Origin of the sequence: Clostridium yunnanense, assembly GCF_016595795.1 — a bacterium.
Taxonomy (GTDB): domain Bacteria; phylum Bacillota; class Clostridia; order Clostridiales; family Clostridiaceae; genus Clostridium_AR; species Clostridium_AR yunnanense.
In genome coordinates, this window is record NZ_JAENHN010000048.1 from 13,693 (window position 1) to 32,260 (window position 18,568).

Consider the following 18,568-nt stretch of genomic DNA (forward strand, 5'->3'; position numbering starts at 1 on the left):
CCTAGTCTTTAGATCTCTATAGTTTAAAAGCTCAATACCTTATTAATCCAAGTAAACATCAATACTTCTAAACTTTCCTTGTCTTATCATTTCAGCATATCGGCCCTCAACAACACTACCCACTATTTCAAATGCTTCTTCATCAAAAGTTCTGAGCTCTAATCTTTCTACTACAGCACCATTATCCCCATAAGTATTTTTGTTGCTCTTATTATGGTAAGTAACAATAGTTTTTCCAAGGAACTTAAAGCTAATTTCATTATTGCTGTTAAATAGCCAATGTGGAAGTATAGGCTTTAGCTCTAATTTTAGCTTTCCATCTTCATATCTAAATACATTTTTACCAGCCATCATTACAAACCACATACTTAACATTTCTGAGGTTGATCCAGTAAGTCTTGATACAAATCCTCTTCCATGTACTTCTTCATCTGGATTTACTGAGCTTGCTATAAATGATGAATTTTCCAGAGTACTTCTTCCATAAACCTTAGGATCTATAAAAGGTATCAACGCAGTCTTTATATCTTCAAAATATTCATCATACAAACCAGCTTTTAATAGTCCTAAAAGATATTTATATTCCATATGAAGGAATATTGACTCTCTCTCAAGCCAACCAGCAGTGAAGGCTCTAGCTCTTCCTACTTCATGAGTAGTTTCATCTAAAGGCTCTGAGGTCTTATACATATTAAGCTTTTTATCGTATATCTTACTATTCTTTATCTTATTATAAAGTGTTTTTGCCTTATCTGTGTCTTTTAAACTCTTAAGCATTCTAGCTGGACCTTCAAGGAACAGTGGTATCGGAACGCATTCGAATTCCTTAACTAAAACATTTTGATATCCATTCACAGGATTTTTCTTACCTTCTAATATCTCATACTCTTTAGCTTCATAAGTTATATAAGTAGGATATATACCCTTGCCTAATTCTAATGCTTTTTCAAGACCTTCATTAAGTTTACTTCTAAATTTATTAAAAATCTCTAGTATATCTTTACTAGTTAATTCTTTTTCTTTTCCCTCTATTCCAAATCTTATTTTTTCTCTATAAGCCTCCTTTAAATAAGAAATCTTATCCCAATACTCAAATTGACCTATTTCTCCATTAATATTTCTATTTAAAACAGCGTCAACATCAGTGATAAACTCAAATAATTCTGAATAAATTGGAACTGTTTTATCAAATCTCTCCGAAGCATCTATTACAAAGTTTAGAACTCTAAGTAACTCTGCAGACTCATTTACACTAGCTCCAAATATTCCAGGCAATCCATTCATAGCGTCATTCCAACCTGGCTTATTTGCTTCCATTTCAATTCCCATTCCCATTGGATCAAGATTTACAAACTTGTTTAACGCAAGAGAAATAAGTTTTGCATATAAATTTGTTTGATATACATCTCCAGCTCCATTGTCCTTTTTAAGCCAATTAGTATCAGTAAGATGTATATTAAGCTTATGGCATTTTTCTTCATCTTCCAAAATGGATCCATATTGACGAACCTTGCCATTGGTAATTACATATTTATCGCTTCTTGGAAGCACTCTTACTGGGCTATCGAAAAACCTATAGTCTTTAGTTTCAAATAAAAACTTTTCCAACTTATCTGGATATATATTTAAATAATTGTCTATAAGATCCATGTTATAAGTCCAGTGATCCGTCCAATATCCTTCTCCAAACTCGGCCTCAAAGCCTTGTGTAGAGTACTCCAGAACTCGTTCTACAAGCTCTTCGTAAGAACACTTTATACTTACATTATTATCAGCTATATAATTGATAAGCTTACCTGGAGTGAATTTGCCACCCAATATATTTTTCACATTATTATCTTCTTCATCAAATAGCTCAAATACTTTATCAAACTTCTCTTTATCAAAGGTAAACTCTGATCCTTTTACTGATAAAGGATTGTATCCATCTGCTTGAATTAAATCCATAAACTGCTTAACATTAAATTCTTCAACTTCTGGATTTATTAAAACATCATTTCTACGATTTTGATTAACGTCTCTAAAGTTACCGTTACCTTGAGAATAGTATGCAGGTTCTATAGAGAAGAAATTATATTCTCTTTCAAGATCTCCATGTTTTCTTGAGTATACATGATAAACATGATTCTTCCCATTACCTTTAAATACTAATGGATATCCACCTCTAAGAACATTATCCATATAGCATTGGCTTACATATTGATCGAAAAGATGATTTCCTGTTTCTGTATACGTATTATCAACTAAATCTTCAATTAATTTTCTTGCTTCTTCTTCTTTTGTTTCCACGTATGACACATTAAATCTATCTTTAATTGAATTTATAAGTTCAACGCTTGCAATATGTCCATAAATGCTGCATAAAGTAAACTTTTTAGTTAGTCTCACAGCTTTTCCTGCGAAACCTCCTGAAACTTTGTTCTGCGGCACTTGCTTCTTAGAATATATGTTATCTAAGTTATTATCTTCGAAGCCTAAAGGTCTAATAAGTGATGTATTGCATCCAAAAATTAAATCCATATCTATTATAGGGCTTATTAACTGATTATCTTCACTTGAGAATGATAAGAAGAAATTCCCCTTATTAACCTCTCCAACTTCTGCAGAATCATTTGTTGTTGCTCTAACCTTATAATAAGCTATATTGTTTTCTAGATTAAAAACATCAAACCAGGATTTCATAAGATTGGCCATAGCTTGATAATCAGCATTAGTTATTCCATATGGAAGAACTTGAGTTAATCCATCCAATACTTCTATAGACTTTTCTGTGCTATCTAAATTTTCAACATCAACTTTTCTGATTAACCCTGCATAACTTTCCTTAGGTACAGTAAAGTAAGTAACAGTAACTTTAATGTTTAAAGTCTTATTTATTTCTTCTACCTTAAGTATATTCTTTTCTATTAACATCCTTCTTTTTGTATCATCTTTTGATGCGGAAGAAAATATTTCATGTACTTCGCCATTATATTTTATAAAAGTTCTAAATCCTTGTAGTTCTATATTCTTGTACATTAAATGCGCTGGGAAGAACTCCATTATTGTATTATTCTTATCTTTTACACCAAAGCTTCCAAGACCTTGTCCACGATTTACATAATATGCCCACATAGGAATACCATCTACACCGGCAACACCAGGAAGAAAGCTAGAAAAAGTTTTTGCTTTATCATAATCTTTTATTATAAATTGATTATCTACATTAAAAATATATTCTACTGCCATATAATCACTACCTTTCAATATTATAAAAAGATGTCCCAATTCACCTTTAAAACATTTTCAAAACTTTAAATATTCTTAGGAGAGATCTTGAAAATATACATTCAGATGTGAAATGGTACATCTTTAAATTTAGGCACTAAAGTACCTTGTTGAAATTAATTGGTTACACATCTGATGTTTTAATGAGCTTGCTCATATATCATCTCCTGAATAACCAATTAATTGAAATAACTTTATTATACATAGACTAAATTTAACATAAAGCTTAATTTTAGCATTACACTAAAGAACAAATGTAGCTATAGAATGCGCTTCTAAAACATAATTAGCATATTGTCCATCAGATTCTATATCAAAACTTTCTGTGTTGTCACTTTCATTCATAACAATTAAAGCTATTGATCCATCCTCATTTTGAAAAGCAACTTGCTCAAGATTTGAAGTACTATCAATAATGCTTTCAATTCTTGTAGCACCTGGCTTAACATACTTACTAAAATGTCCTATATAGTAGTAAGAACTATTATAATGAACTTCTTGAGTTTTGGTGTCTGCAACTATAGGTGCATCACAAAGATTTCCAACATGATTTGGACCACCAGTTTCATCAAGAATTAAGTTCCAATCAATCCAACCTTCTTGCCAATTTCTAAAGTCACCTATCATATTTCTTCCATATCTTTCACCAGTTAACCAAGAACCTAGATGTAATCCACCTTCTTGACAACCTTCTGTAAATAAAATATGTTTGTCAGGATATTTATCATGAAGCTTTGAAAGATTTTCAAACTCCTCTGAAACATACCAGTGGTTTCCTGTGCCATAAACATATTTTGCTGCTTCTGGGTCAGATAAAACTGTGTCTGCTCTTTCAAATAAAATATCTCTGTTATGATCCCATATATATATCTTTACATCAGAAAGACCTTCTCTTTCTAAAGTTGGTCCTAGATGATTCTTTAAGAAATCTCTTTCTTCTTCTGCTGAGTACAAACAGGAGTCCCATACTTGCAAAGCTGCTGGTTCATTCTGAACAGTTATAGCCCAAATATCGAAGCCTTCTTTTCTCATTGCTTTAATATATTTAGCATAATATTTTGCCCAAGCTTCGTAGTACTCAGGAAGTAAGGTTCCACCGTGATTCATTTCTCCATTTGATTTCATCCAACCTGGAGGACTCCATGGAGATGCAAGAAGCAGGATTTCTCCATTTCTAGTTTTTCTAGCTGCATCTATGAAAGGTAGCACCCATTGCTTTTCATGGCTTATATCAAAAGTTTTTAGTTCAACATCATTTTCTTCTACATAAGTATAATTTCCTAGAGAAAAGTCACAGCTATGTATGTGAACTCTTCCTATAGAATAAGCTAGTCCATCAACTGGATCAAAGTATTTACTAACTATCTCATCTCTTTTTTCTTCATCCATTCTAGATAGTGTATAGGCAGCTGATTCAGTAAAAGCTCCACCAAATCCAACTATTTTCTGATACTTTTTATTTCTATCAATCTTTAAAATATTATTTCCTACCCTTTGTCCATCAAAACTAAGTGAATCTTTTTCAGTTAATCTGTCTGCAGTCTCTTTTGATGTCTTGATTACTCTTATTTTCCCCATCTCTACACCTCAACTATTCTTTTCCATAGGTTTTTAATTCCTATTGTATAGCTTTACACTTAATATGGTATAATTTATGGTATTCATGGTAAAGGGGTGTTTTTTTGGTTATAGAGTTGATTTTTTAGATGTTTTATATAACCATAAAAATACTAAATGCAAAATAAAGAAGGAAAAAGAAACTACTTTCTAATATAGTTTCTCTTCCCTCTTCTAATCTGATATTCAAATTAATTCTACGTTTCCTATTAGTTTAACACTAAATTAATCTTATAAGTCTTTACTGTAACTCCATCTTCAGCTGTTATATTAATTGTTGATGTTCCTGGAATTTTATCTACCTGACTTACAGATACATAAGCATTTGTATCATCAGCTACTGCTGTAACCTTAGGTGCAGCTGTAGTTGAAGCAGGAAGTAAAACTTTGTATTCCAGAGTGTTCTTATCAAAGTTAGCTAAAGCAGTATCACCAATTTTTATGGAGCTTGCATCTGAATTATGAGATAAGGTAGCTGAATCTACTAAGTTTACAAGAGACATTGCAAATATTTTAGCTCCACTCTTATTTGGAAGTGTTATACTATCAATTTTCTTAGAACCATCTACTGTAATAGCTTGCATAAACAAATTAGTTGCTGGAGATGTAATTCCAGATTTATTATAAATTCTATGATCTATAGTATTCACTACCTTTTCACTTGAACTTGGACCTTGGCACCAGTCAGTAAAGGTTAAACTTCTTGAATCACTGGTTCCATCTGTATAATTTACTTTCACCTCAACTCCAGATTGAGTTCCAGCACCTGCTTCAACTAAATAAACTTTTTGAGCTGTAGTTGGATTAGGTAGTTTTATAGTTTGACCTACACATGAAACAATATTTTTATTTGCGCCATCCATTGCTCCAAGTATAAACTTAATGTTAGAATAGTCAATACTTGATGGCATAACTGAGCCATCATATGCCCATCCTGCTGTATCAAACATACCTTCAGCAGGCTTATCTGGAGTACTTGCACCATCCTGATTAAAATATGTGGATAAGTCGACAGAGGTAGATTTATTTTGTAGTAACTTAAAGCTTACTTCTTTACTAATAGCTCCTTGTCCCAGGACATTATAAGGAATAACACTAAAGTAATATGTCTTTCCTATCTCTAGGTTATTAATTGTGATTGAATCGTTGGTTACTCCTGTAATGGCATTATCGTATACCCCTGGTTTTGTACCATATTTAACTGTAACGTTATCTGTAGTCTTGGCAAAGCTAAAGCTCAATGTGGCAGAAATATCATTTTGAACTATACCTGTTATTTGAGGAGCATCAGGTACAGCTTGTGGGAAGTCTGAATCATCACCATAAACCTGAAGTTCGTATATTCTTACTGCAGTATTACCATCACTTGTTGGTTTAATTGCTTCAAACTTAACATATCTTCCTGCAACCGGAGTCTTTAATAGGTCTTCAGTTACATTTTCTTTATTTCCAGTACGATTAACAACTTCAGTCCAGTTCTTATTATCTTTACTTACTGATATCTTGTATTCATTAGTGTTCCAACTACTAGACTCTCCTCCAGCTCCAGCATGGAATATCTTAAATCCATCTATTGTCTTCTCTGCACCTAAATCTATGATATTCCAGTGAACTTTGTTTGTACCGTCATTATAACACCACTTTGTAGAAGTATTACCATCATTAATAAGTGATGCTGCTTCACTTGAATTCATCTGTCCATCTGCTGTAGCAGGTTTGAATAATGCTATATTTGCTCCAGCATATACGCCTTTTATATCCGAGATTGGTCCGATGTTACCAGCTTCATCTTGTGCGCATACTGCGTAGTAATATTTGTTTACACCAGCAAAATCCGAATCAGTATACTTTGTGTCAGAAGTAGTAGCCAACAGCTTGGCGTCTGATAGATCTTCTTTGGTTCCTCTATAAATAAAATAATTAGCAACACCAATATTATCTGTTGATGAATTCCAACTTAAATCAATAGATGCATTGTAATACTTCTTAGCACCAACTGCATTAAAATTCACTACCTTTGATGGTGCCTGTTGATCAGAACCTATTACAACGTCTCCATCAACAAAAGTCATTGCAGCAATCTTTATAGCCTTAGAATTAGGTAAGGTTATACTCTTAACTTTTTCTGATGAATCTAGTGGCATCTTATATACAAATAGGTTATTATCTATATCAAAGGTATTTCCACTTGGAGTATGTGTATGGGATAGATTAAGCCCTATGGTTTCCTTTATATAAGTCTTTTGTGCATAGCCTATAGTATCCTGCCATCCTGCAAAATTAAAGAACTTTGAAGTGGAACTTCCATCTTTATAATTAACTTTAAACTCTCCAAGACCAACTCCACCTGTAGAATTTCCAAGTATAAATAAGTATTGATGTTTATCTGCCTTATCCATCTCAATAGTCTGACCTTTTGCCTGCACTATATTTTTCTTTCCATCTTCCTTTGGCCCTATTTTAAATGTTACATCTTCACTTACAACCTTATCAGGCATCAAATCTGCTGAGTATGTCTCACCATTTCCTGTTAAGTCACCATCTTTTCTATTCTTATCATAAGACATACCATCTAGATTGTAGTAATTTGAAAGATCAACTTGAGCAACTTCGAACTTTTTATTCTTCCATATCTTTTTATTGTTGAATTTAACAAGGAAAGTCTTAATCTCATATTTATTTAATGTTGTTTCGAAGCTATCTCCTTTAATACTTGGTTTAGGTGCACCACTTACTACATCTTCTATTAAATTCACTTCTTTAGCATCTGTAATTGAAGCTGGTAGAGTTACCTTAACCTTTGTATTATCTTTACCTTCTGTTTCAACTAATCTAACTATATAGCTATCTAATCTATCTTCGTTATTATTTTTGTCTACAGCTCTTACTTCTGCCTTCTTAAATACAGACAATATAGCATTGTTATCTTCAGAAGATGCCTTAGCAAAAGATTGAGACGAATGTAGGTCTCCAGAATGACTATTTGTCTTTAAGGTTGTTATTGGATAATTATACTCATAAGCTTTTTGCTCTACATCTGCTGACTTCCAGTCACCACTATGAGGGTAGAAAGAGTACTTTATATCCCTCTTTCCCATATCTGTTGCTCCTCCTCTATTATCAAGTGGGGATCTTAAAAGTGAAAGACGTAAAACTCCATTAGGACAATCCCATCCTTCTTTACTATCACTTAACACAGAGACACCATATCCATCCTTAGACATATCTGCGAACTTATATCCTTCAACTTCAAACATTGCCTGTGTGTTAGTGGCAGGTCTATTTATAGTAGAATATGCTATATCATAAGTAACATTTTCAGGGTGTATACTCATTGGGAATGCTACCTTTAGCATAGTTTGTTTTTCATTCCAGTTTATCTTAAGCTCCGTATCTATCCTATTAATATTGTTATAAAGAGTTATATACTCATCGATTGTAGAACTTCCTGATGGTGAAACTTTCGAAACCTTAAATGTAGCTTTTGTAGGTCCATTCTCAACTAAAGTTATAGGTGCAACAACAGTATTAGCTTCCTTTGGAGCTGCCATCATATCATCATAGTCAATATTCCAGGACTCCCATTCACGAGGAGTATCTGATAAAAATTGCAACTTATTAAATTGTTGACCTGCATCAACTACTTCTTTATTATTCTTCTTGTCTAATATACTCGATATATTACCTGTAACAGGATCTATACTTACTTTAAAGAACTGGTTTTCAAAAGTTTTATTTGATTCATCTACCTTTATTGTTGATGAATCACTAGAGCTATTCTTCTTTTCAGCTACTCTGTAAACTGAATATCCTAGTGCTGGAACAGAAGCTTCAAAAGCCACTACAGCATTATTACCATTCCTGCTTATAATTTGACAAGGTATTTTTTTGTCCTTATCGTCAAGTACCACTACAGAACTTTTGGAAGATGATAAAGTAATATCTGTTTGAACTGAATCTTTTCTATCCCAGGACAATGAATTATAAAGTATTATAGGTTGTCCTTCTCCCTTTGTATTAATCCTGTTTGCAATGCCAGCAATTGCAGTACTTTTTGCACTATTAAGCTCATTTAGTGCGATTTCAGCATCATTAAATGCATCCGCATACACTGGTGCTATAGCAGAGCCAGGTAGTACATCGTGGAATTGATTCAATAAGGTTTTCTGCCAAGCAGCATTAATTTTTTGTTGAGGATACTCTTCTGAGCCCATTAGTGATGCAACAGAACTAAACTTTTCGGTTTGCTCAGCACTTACTTCAGTATATCGATTATATTTTTTCATAGGATCTGCGGTAGTCATTACACCTCTATGATATTGAAAATATAACTCGTTGTTTACATCTGGTATAGATACATTTTTGTCCTTAACTTGCTTCTCTAAATCCTTTAAGGTGTCAGCAGCTGTACTAATTTTGATTGTTGGTCCATCAGCTTTACTGTTGATATTTTTAATATTATTCAAATCACTCTGTGTTGGCCCACCACCATGATCTCCTGACCCATATAATACAAGACTAGAATTTAGTCCCAGGCTAGAAGGATAGTTTAATGTATTTGATAAAGATCCTGCAGTTATAGCACCTCCGCTAAATGAGTAGTCGTTTGTTGGCTTATAGCTTTCAACAGTGCTACCATCTGGAGCTGTCCAGTTAAAGTATTCATAAGGCCATTTATCTTTATCTTGCCAGTTAAGCTTTGTGGTTACAAACTTATCCATACCACTCTTTTTAAATATCTGTGGCATATTATAATTGAAACCAAATACATCAGGAACCCAAGCTACATTAGGTAAAATACCATAAGTATCTCTAAAATAGTTTTGAGCGTACAATGACTGTCTTACCATGGACTCTCCATCAGTATTGTTTAAGTCTGGTTCAATCACTTGCCCACCGACAATTTCCCACTGTCCATTCTTTACTTTATCAGAGATTCTTGCAGCTAAATCAGGATAATATTCTTGTGCCCACTGATAGAATTGAGAAGATGATTGACTGAAACGATAATCTGGATTAGCATCCATTAAGTCTAGTGCTCTCTTAAAGGTATCAGGGATTATAGTACTAATGGTCTCAGCATACCTCCAGTTCCATGCAGCATCCATATGTGAATTACCGATCATATTGACTGTTGAAGTTTTATCATATGCTTGTGCAACATCACCAGGAAGGGTAGTTAACAACATTGCTGATACAACTCCCACTCCTATTGTCTTTTTAAACTTCTTTTTCATATTCTCTCCCCTTTAACTTCTTTATTTTTTACTGAATCTTTATTTAGTCACCTCCTTATACCTCTTTAGTAAATACTTTTTATATTGATTTTGGAGTTTGTATTTTTCAAATTATTTTAAGTTTTTCTTAAAAGTGTTCCATTTTTCTAAATTACTTTGATTTGCCAAAAGCTTTTCTCTTAGTGATGGATCATTGTATTGTACATTGCATATCTTAGACCTAAGCGCATACTCCTTGAGTAAATTATAAATTGTTCGTCCTGAGCTTCTTACCACTTCTTCAGTGTCTTTATCAGCAAAGTGAACCTCTTGTTTCTCTGCCTCTTCTGCTATCTTTGTAAGGTCAGTTTCATCTATCTTGTCATATTGATAAAGTTGATTCTCCATACTAAACCAGGTATACATATCATACTCATAACTATTTAACCTACCTACTATAGCTTTATCACTTTCTGTCCTGTTAGTGATGGTACTCCAAAGAGGTAATGGCTCAGCTCCATGTAAGTATTTCTTTATAAAATCATTAGAATCTTTGCCTAATAGATTGGTAGTTATATTCTCCACTGTTAATAAATTATTGCTACTGTTTTTAAGTATATAGTTTAAAATGTTATCCTTTTTGCCAGATTTCTCTTTTATTAAACTTTCCATATAATTAATAGTTATCGGCATCTGTGTATAGTGAAGAAACTCAATTCTTCCTGGAGATTGCTCTAGTTGTACCTCCGAAAAAGGAGCAAGGGCTAAATTTACAGGTTCCTTTAGTCTCATATAGGCATATCGCTCAAATAAATATCCAATTTCCTTTTCAGACGAAATATCTAAACTACTTCTTATATTTTCTGGTAAACTCTCCATTGACATATTTTCATAGTAAGTTGCCAAGCCCTCGTAGAATCCTAAGTATGGTGCTTTTAGATATTTATCTGATGTGACTTTAGATTCAAAAAACGAATGAAAAAGCCTGTGAGATAATAGTTGCCAATCTCTTTTATTTTTAGGATCAAATGTGCTAGCTAAATTCTGATTACATAACCCTCCGATTATATAATTTGATTTCTCACCATCTTTTCTAAGTAATACTATAGAATAATTATCTAATTTGTAATCGAATAACTTAGAATAATAATTATAAAGGCCTTCTATACCGGTTTTTGCATCCAAATCATAATACTGCTTAGCTTTTGGATCTATATAAACCGTATATCCCTTACCTAAGTTTACATGTATATCTTTTTCAAAATTACCACACGTAAAGGTAGCTTGTCTAAGTTCGTACAATTGAAGCCAGCTAGGATCCTTAAGTTCAGAAATATTCTTTTTCCCCTCTTTTGCATATGGAATAATAGCTTCCCATGATTCAGGCACTGAACATTGAACTGTAAGCTTTCCTATTTTATCTTCTTTAGGATCATCATAATTTAAGGCCCTTAAAGGTAATGCTAAGACAGATTCTCCTGCAAAGGTTAGTAAATCCTGATAGGTCTGTCCATTCTCACCATGCTTCCCCAATGAACTTATGTTTACATTATAAGAATAATTTATATAGTCAGCTCCACTAGTTAACTTATCTATTACTACAATCCCATTCTCACTCTTAAAATTAACCTCTCTATTAAGGTTGTCCGTACACTTTTCACTACTGGTATACATGCTTCCTTTGACTAATACAAAAGTCTTTTTTGTTCCTGCATTTCTTGGCTTTATCTTTACATTTACGTTTAAAATTTTTTGATCTACGGAGTAAGTTTTTATAGAATACTCAAGTTCGATTTTTCTTGGTTTGTTGTGAATGCTATAAAATACTATGCCTGCTAATAAACATAACAAAAATACTATAATTTCGATTTTATAACTGCTCTTAATCCTTTTGTTTTCGCTAGCCATATTACTCTTTGTGAGTTTTTTCTTCTTTTTTGCCATGCTTCTCCTCCAAATAAATTCAAATTATATAGGGCAAGCTTAAAGTTATTTTCACGGTTACTTGCCCTATACAAAGTCTATTTAAGAATACACAAAACTATTGAAGCCTCTGTAACTCAAATTAGGTATTTATTATCTTCAGAGCTTCTTGAATAATTTTTGCAGCATTTTTAATTACAGGTTGTGCCTCGCATCTATATATAGGCTTGCCCTTAAACCTGTTTTCTTCTTTTACTGCTACATCCACTGCAAGTATAACTAGGTCTGCAGCTAGTACCTCTTTGGCACTTATCTTATTTTCAATACCTATAGATCCTTGAGTTTCAACCTTTATGCTATGGCCTAGCTTTTTGGCTGCTTTTTCTAAAGCTTCCGCTGCCATATATGTGTGAGCAATACCTGTTGGACACGCTGTTACAGCTACTATTTTCATTTCATCCCTCTTTTCTTTTTCACATGTTCTATTTTATTTAGTAATATACTTACACACCTTAATCTTCTTCTGCTTCTTCAGTATCAGCTACTGGTTTCTTTAAAAGATTTACCATTAGAACACTTATAGCTACTCCAACTAAAACTGAAATTATAAACCCTAAAGGGTTATCAACAACAGGAAGTACTATAGGACCTCCATGTGGAGCATGGTCTCCTACTTTTAGAAGTGCAGCTACAGCAGCACCAATTGAAGATCCAACCATAATTGAAGGTATAACTCTTAATGGATCACCAGCAGCAAATGGTATAGCCCCCTCAGTGATTCCAATCAGTCCCATAGCGATAGCACCTTTACCTGCTTCCTGTTCTGTTTTCGAATACTTTTTAGGTGCAACCAAGGATGCGATACCCATAGCTAATGGTGGTACACATATTGCTACAGCAACAGGTCCCATTACTGTAAATATGTTCTCTTGGATCATTGCTGAACCAAACATAAAAGCAACCTTATTTACTGGTCCTCCCATATCAAATGCAATCATCGCTCCCATGATTAGTGCTAGTAAAACAGCACTTCCAGAACTCATTGACTTTAGACCGCCAGTCATTGAAGTCATTAGTGCACTTATAGGTCCTCCAAGGACATAAAGCATCAATAATCCAACCGTGATACTAGTTAGTAGTGGTATAATAAATATCGGCATTATAGGCCTTAAACTCTTAGGAATCTTCCAACTCTTTATCCATCTTGCAATATAACCTGCAAGTAAACCACCTATTATACCTCCTAAGAATCCTGCCTTTACATCATTGGCAAGAACTCCGGCTACAAGACCTGGTGCGATACCTGGTCTATCAGCTATACCATAAGCGATAAACCCTGCAAGTACTGGAACCATTAGAGAAAATGCATCACTTCCGATTTGCATTAATTTTTTCAAGAAGTCGTTATCAACTACAGCGCCTTGCCCCGCTTTGACACCGCTGAGCATAATAGAGAAAGCAATGAGGACACCGCCTATAACAACTATAGGTATCATGTAAGAAACACCTGTCATAAGATATTCTCTAAGTCTTTTTAGTTCTTCTTTCATTCAATATACCTCCATCTTTAATTTTTTCAAAAACCTTTAACTTTTCTACCTTTTCAAGAACCATGTCCATTAAATCTATGCCACCTCGATGCTGCGTAAGATATAATAGACCTCTTCTTCAGTAGCTGCACTTCGCAATAACTTAACAAAATCCTCGTCCATAAGTTTTCTTGACAGTTGAGCAAGTATCTTAAGATGTAGATTCTCTTTGTTTTTCTCAGGCACTCCTAGTAAAAATATTAAGTTAACCCTTTCACTATCCATAGACTCCCAATCTATGCCGTTTTTTAATTTTGCGAATACTATCAAAGCCTCTTTCACAGTTTCTGATTTTCCATGGGGTATAGCAATACCATTGCCAACACCTGTTGAAATTTCCTCTTCCCGTTCTAGTACACATTTTAAAAAGTTTTCTTTTGAAATTATCCTGTCTTCCTTATAGGCTAGATCAATCATCTTTTTAATAACCTCTGTTTTACACTTAGCATCCAAATCAAGCACTATAAGATTTTTATTTATCAGCATATATAAATTCCTCCACAACTCTAGAAATTTCTTCTGAACTTTTTATGCTCTTCAAGAATTTTACATTGCTACTATCTTCAATAAAATTGTATAGGTTTCTCATCCATTTCTTTGATTTTTCTCTGTCCGCTTCACTTATACATAACATAAAAATTATTTCTACACTTTCATTTCCCCAACATACAGGATGATCCAATATACTGATCGCAAAGCATGAGCGTTTAACCAGTGCTACATCACCATGAGGTATAGCAACTCCACCCCCTAGTCCTGTGCTGTACATCTTTTCTCGTTCCAATACGCTGTAAACGTATTCATCATCTACATGTTTGCTCCTTACTAAATCATTACATATTTCTTTTATCAATAATTCTTTGCTTTCTACAGCCCCCTGTATCTTTATTAAGCTTTTGTCCATAATTGAATATGTTTCATTATTTTTGCTTTTATTACTATAAACTTCGTCAATAAAAATTCCAAGTCTTCTAATATCGTTTTGATTGAGCAGTGGACTAATCATTAGTTTAGGTCTATTTACTTCCACTGGAACTGTAGATATAACTATATCAATATCCTCCAAACTTCTCTGCTTTAACTCAATAATGGATATTACATCGATAATCTCTATTTGTCTGAAGCTCCTCTCAAGCCTAGCGGCAATAAATTGAGATGTCCCTATACCACTAGCACAAACTATTAATGATTTTAGTGGATTTTTGTTACGTTCTACTGATGCTGCTAGATGAAGACATATATATCCTATTTCTTCCTCTGGCATTTTTACACTCAGATATTTTTCAAATACAGTGCTTGTCATCCAAGCTACTCCATATATTTCAATGTAATTTTCCTTTATCTCCTTAAGCATTGGATTTCTTAAGGCAAGATCATATTTTAATCTATTTATTGTGGGGCGAAGATGTAAAATCAACCCATTTAGTAGTTGCTTATCATTACTTAAATTCATATGAAGGGCTCTCTCTGCAATACTTATTATCTCTCTAGCCATTATTACCGCCAGTTCACTATCACCTTCCCCCTCCAAGGCAATAGTTAGATTTTCGCTTTTTCCTTCAAGAAGTTTTGTGCCTAAAATATGGAGAAGTATATACCCTATTTCAGATTCAGGCAGTTTTATTTTAAATGACTCTTCAATTTCCTCTGCTATCTGCCTTGCTTCTTCATACTCCTCATTTTCCTTCAAACTATTTAGTATTTCCTCAGAAAGCTTTACATCTTTTCCTTCTTTTAACCTTTTGATTGATATTGCAATATGCATAATTAAGCTGACAAAAGCTTCATCTGAGAATTTAAACTTTAATTTTTTTTCTGCCTTAGTGATTATCTTTTCTAAAAGTCTATAATCAATATTTACTAGTTCTTTTAATTTTGAAATAGATTTATAATCAATCTTCCTCTCGCATTCATCATAAAGAAGTTCTTTTAGTTCTTCGTAACCTTTATTGCTTGTCAATGCTAGTAAGTTTGCAATAGCTTTTCTCCACTCCTCTTCGTTACCAACAATCTCAATGCCATAACTTGGTTTCTTTTTTAAACTTAAATTGAACCTAGAAAGCCATTCTTCAACTTTCTCTAAATCTTTCTGAATAGTAACTCGACTTACGTATAAACTTTGTGATAGTTCTTTCACTGTAATAGTTTCTTTACTTATAAATAATTGTTTTAAAATATAGTTCAATCTATCCTCTGGAGAAAATGGTTCTATATAGCTATTATCTTCTTTTAAAAATTCTTCAAGTTTCAGTTTTCTTTCTTCTAATCCCTCGATGATAATCCCTACTCCTGGTTTTTTAGTAAGCTTTAAATTGGCTTCATCAACAATCTGTTGAACTTTAGAAAAATCATTTCTAATTGTTTTATTTGATACATTAAGATTTTCTGCAATAAAGTCTACAGATACGGGGCAATTACTTTTTAATAACAAATCTACTATTTTATAAACTCTGTCCATATTTATTCACCTTTTACCACAAGTAATGTGGCATATTGTTTTACATTTATTTCCATCCACAATCTTATTATAATGTTTCTACAGCCTAAATTCAACGTTTCAACTGCTCCATTTATTACCTCATTAATGTGGCAATATTTTATTATTAATGTAAATTATCACATAATTTTATTTTTTACTGTTTACTCTAAATATCTGTTCTAACCCATTAATATTACTAGATTTAGATATCGAAAACTTTTCTGTTTTTCTAGACATCAAAAAAGATACCCGAATCGAGATCCCAGCCACTCTGATTCAGGTACCTTTTTCAACCTATGGACTTATGTGTTGCAAACATTAGTATTCTTGCCATATAAACAAAATTTATTCTTAGTTCAAATGTTAAAATAAAAGAAATTATTCTTACTTTTAATCCCTATACCATATGCACTTTTCCAACCTTGTATAAGCTTATATATCTTTAATCAGTTAATGAATGACTCATCATATCTTTAGCTATATAACTTGGAATTGATATATCTATTGAAATTATATTAAACTATAAATTTTTCTGCCTAAGTGATATAGATTTCGTAATAACAAAGAAAGACTTCTTATAATCAAGGATTATAAGAAGTCTTTCTTTACTGTAAAGGAATTTTTAATAATCTATATTTTAAACTGATTTATAGCTTCAACCATACTTGTGGACATAGAAGAAAGTATTTGAGCTGATTTGGCCACTTCTTCAGAAGAACTATTCATCTGCTCAGAAGAAGCTATAATTTCTTCTGAAGAAGCTGAATTTTGCTCAGCGACTGCAGAGGTGCTACTTATCTTTGATATAATATCGCTTTTCTCAGAGCTAACACTTCCCATGGATTCTCTTATATTTTCCATAAGTGGTATTACTTTTTCGACCATTTCTATTATATCTTTGAAAGAAGTTATTGATTGATTTATTATATCTATTTGATCTGTAAATTCACTATTCACATCATTTGTTGTTGTTACAACCTCATTGGTCTCTTTAGAAATAACTCTTAATAAATTATTTATCTCTGACGATGCAGATTTACTTTGCTCTGCTAGATTTCTTATCTCATTCGCAACTACAGAAAATCCTTTTCCAGCCTCTCCTGCTCTTGCAGCTTCAATAGCTGCATTTAATGCCAATAGATTTGTTTGGTCCGCCACACTATTTATGAGAGATGTTATTGCATTTATTTCTTTTATATTAGTCCCTAGATGATCTATTCTTTGGGTAACGCCATTAAAAGAACTGCTTATAGTCTTAACTGAAAATATAAGATTTTGTAGTTGTTCATTACTTACATTTGCCATGGACCCCACAACTTCTGTGATATCATTCACATCTTTAATAATAGAAGCCATACTATCTATTTCTTCTCCAAACTCATTAACTATTTTAGCTATATTTAGTAGTTCATCTGCTTGTGATGTAGAACCTAATGCAACTTCTTGTATTGAGCCACTAACTTCTTGAGAAGATGAACTCATTTCTTCTGCCACTGTAGAAAGAGATACCGCATGATTATTTATCTTACTTGCATTTTCTTTTACATCACTTAATATTGATGAAATAGAATCTACTGTAACAGCTAATTCTCTTTTCATAATACCAAATTCACTGCTTTCATTTCTATCTATGTCTATAGTCAAGTCTCCTGATGCCAACACCTTTAGTTGATCCGTAAATATTTTTATTGATTTTTTTATGTAAGTTAATGTAACCATGGATATAATAACTATAATAATAGCTACTGCTATTGAAATTACTATAAACGTATTTCTTGTACTAGTAAATTGCTGCTGGCTTTGCTTACTAGTTGCATCCGATGACTTTTTTTCACTTATAACTAACTTGTCTATATTTTCTCCTACTAAAAGTCCAGCATTAGTATAGTCATCCATATATTCTCTTGACATTACCTCTCCAATTCTTCTTTGTTGCCTAAGTGGAGAAAACTTATCCATATACTTCTCATAAGATTGCTTAAGTTTTGCTATCAGCTTGTCTTGTTCTTCTGTATTCTTTGAAGTTTGAAGTTTACTTAATAAAGATATTATCCTAATGTTGGTGTCACTTACTGTCATCGCCATAGACTCGTCATAAGGTTCAATAATTATTTTTGAGATAATATTCTTCATACCATTAAATGCACTATCTACATCAACTAGTATTCTCATATTTTCTAATTCGTTATCATTAATTGATTTTAAATTATTATTTATTTTGTATAAGTTAGATAATGAAATTACTCCTACAATTATTAAGGAAAGCACAGACATCGAACAAATTGCTAGTATTCCTTGCACAGCTCTTGCATTCTTTAATTGATTTTCCTTCTTCTTCATCACTTAATCCCCCAATTATATTGATGTACCCATTATTTATAAACCTTATATTTTAAGATTTCTTCAACAAAATCCACGAGAATCATATGAATGGATTTTTAATAAAATTGACACGATTTAAGTTAACCGTTTACAAA

The 18,568-nt window shown here is 32.8% G+C and carries 9 protein-coding genes; all 9 read right to left on the minus strand.

Annotated features, from left to right (window positions below):
* Window positions 1-42: 42 nt before the first annotated feature.
* Window positions 43-3,228: a cellobiose phosphorylase gene (locus JHL18_RS17405; protein WP_200271579.1), complete on the minus strand. Its 3,186-nt coding sequence runs from the start codon at window positions 3,226-3,228 to the stop codon at window positions 43-45.
* 282 nt (window positions 3,229-3,510) lie between these two features.
* Window positions 3,511-4,845, minus strand: coding sequence for a glycoside hydrolase family 30 protein (locus JHL18_RS17410; protein WP_200271581.1), 1,335 nt, complete (start codon window positions 4,843-4,845; stop codon window positions 3,511-3,513).
* A 248-nt stretch (window positions 4,846-5,093) separates the two neighbouring features.
* Window positions 5,094-10,121 (minus strand): glycoside hydrolase family 38 N-terminal domain-containing protein, encoded by a 5,028-nt coding sequence (locus JHL18_RS17415; RefSeq protein WP_200271582.1) that lies wholly within the window; start codon window positions 10,119-10,121, stop codon window positions 5,094-5,096.
* A gap of 111 nt (window positions 10,122-10,232) precedes the next feature.
* On the minus strand, window positions 10,233-12,044 hold the full coding sequence (locus JHL18_RS17420; protein WP_200271584.1) for a hypothetical protein: 1,812 nt from the start codon (window positions 12,042-12,044) through the stop codon (window positions 10,233-10,235).
* Between the two features lie 121 nt (window positions 12,045-12,165).
* Entirely contained in the window at window positions 12,166-12,477 is a 312-nt protein-coding gene (locus tag JHL18_RS17425; protein WP_200271586.1) for a PTS fructose transporter subunit IIB, read from the minus strand.
* Window positions 12,478-12,535: 58 nt separating this feature from the next.
* On the minus strand, window positions 12,536-13,573 hold the full coding sequence (locus tag JHL18_RS17430; RefSeq protein WP_200271588.1) for a PTS fructose transporter subunit IIC: 1,038 nt from the start codon (window positions 13,571-13,573) through the stop codon (window positions 12,536-12,538).
* 75 nt (window positions 13,574-13,648) lie between these two features.
* Window positions 13,649-14,098 (minus strand): PTS sugar transporter subunit IIA, encoded by a 450-nt coding sequence (locus JHL18_RS17435; protein ID WP_200271590.1) that lies wholly within the window; start codon window positions 14,096-14,098, stop codon window positions 13,649-13,651.
* Window positions 14,085-16,070, minus strand: a complete 1,986-nt coding sequence (locus JHL18_RS17440) for a BglG family transcription antiterminator (protein WP_200271592.1) — start codon at window positions 16,068-16,070, stop codon at window positions 14,085-14,087. The genes JHL18_RS17435 and JHL18_RS17440 overlap by 14 nt, the downstream gene beginning before the upstream one ends.
* 651 nt (window positions 16,071-16,721) lie before the next feature.
* Window positions 16,722-18,431 carry a methyl-accepting chemotaxis protein gene (locus JHL18_RS17445; RefSeq protein WP_200271594.1) on the minus strand — a complete coding sequence of 570 codons (1,710 nt, stop codon included), beginning with the start codon at window positions 18,429-18,431 and terminating at the stop codon, window positions 16,722-16,724.
* Between the last annotated feature and the right edge of the window lie 137 nt (window positions 18,432-18,568).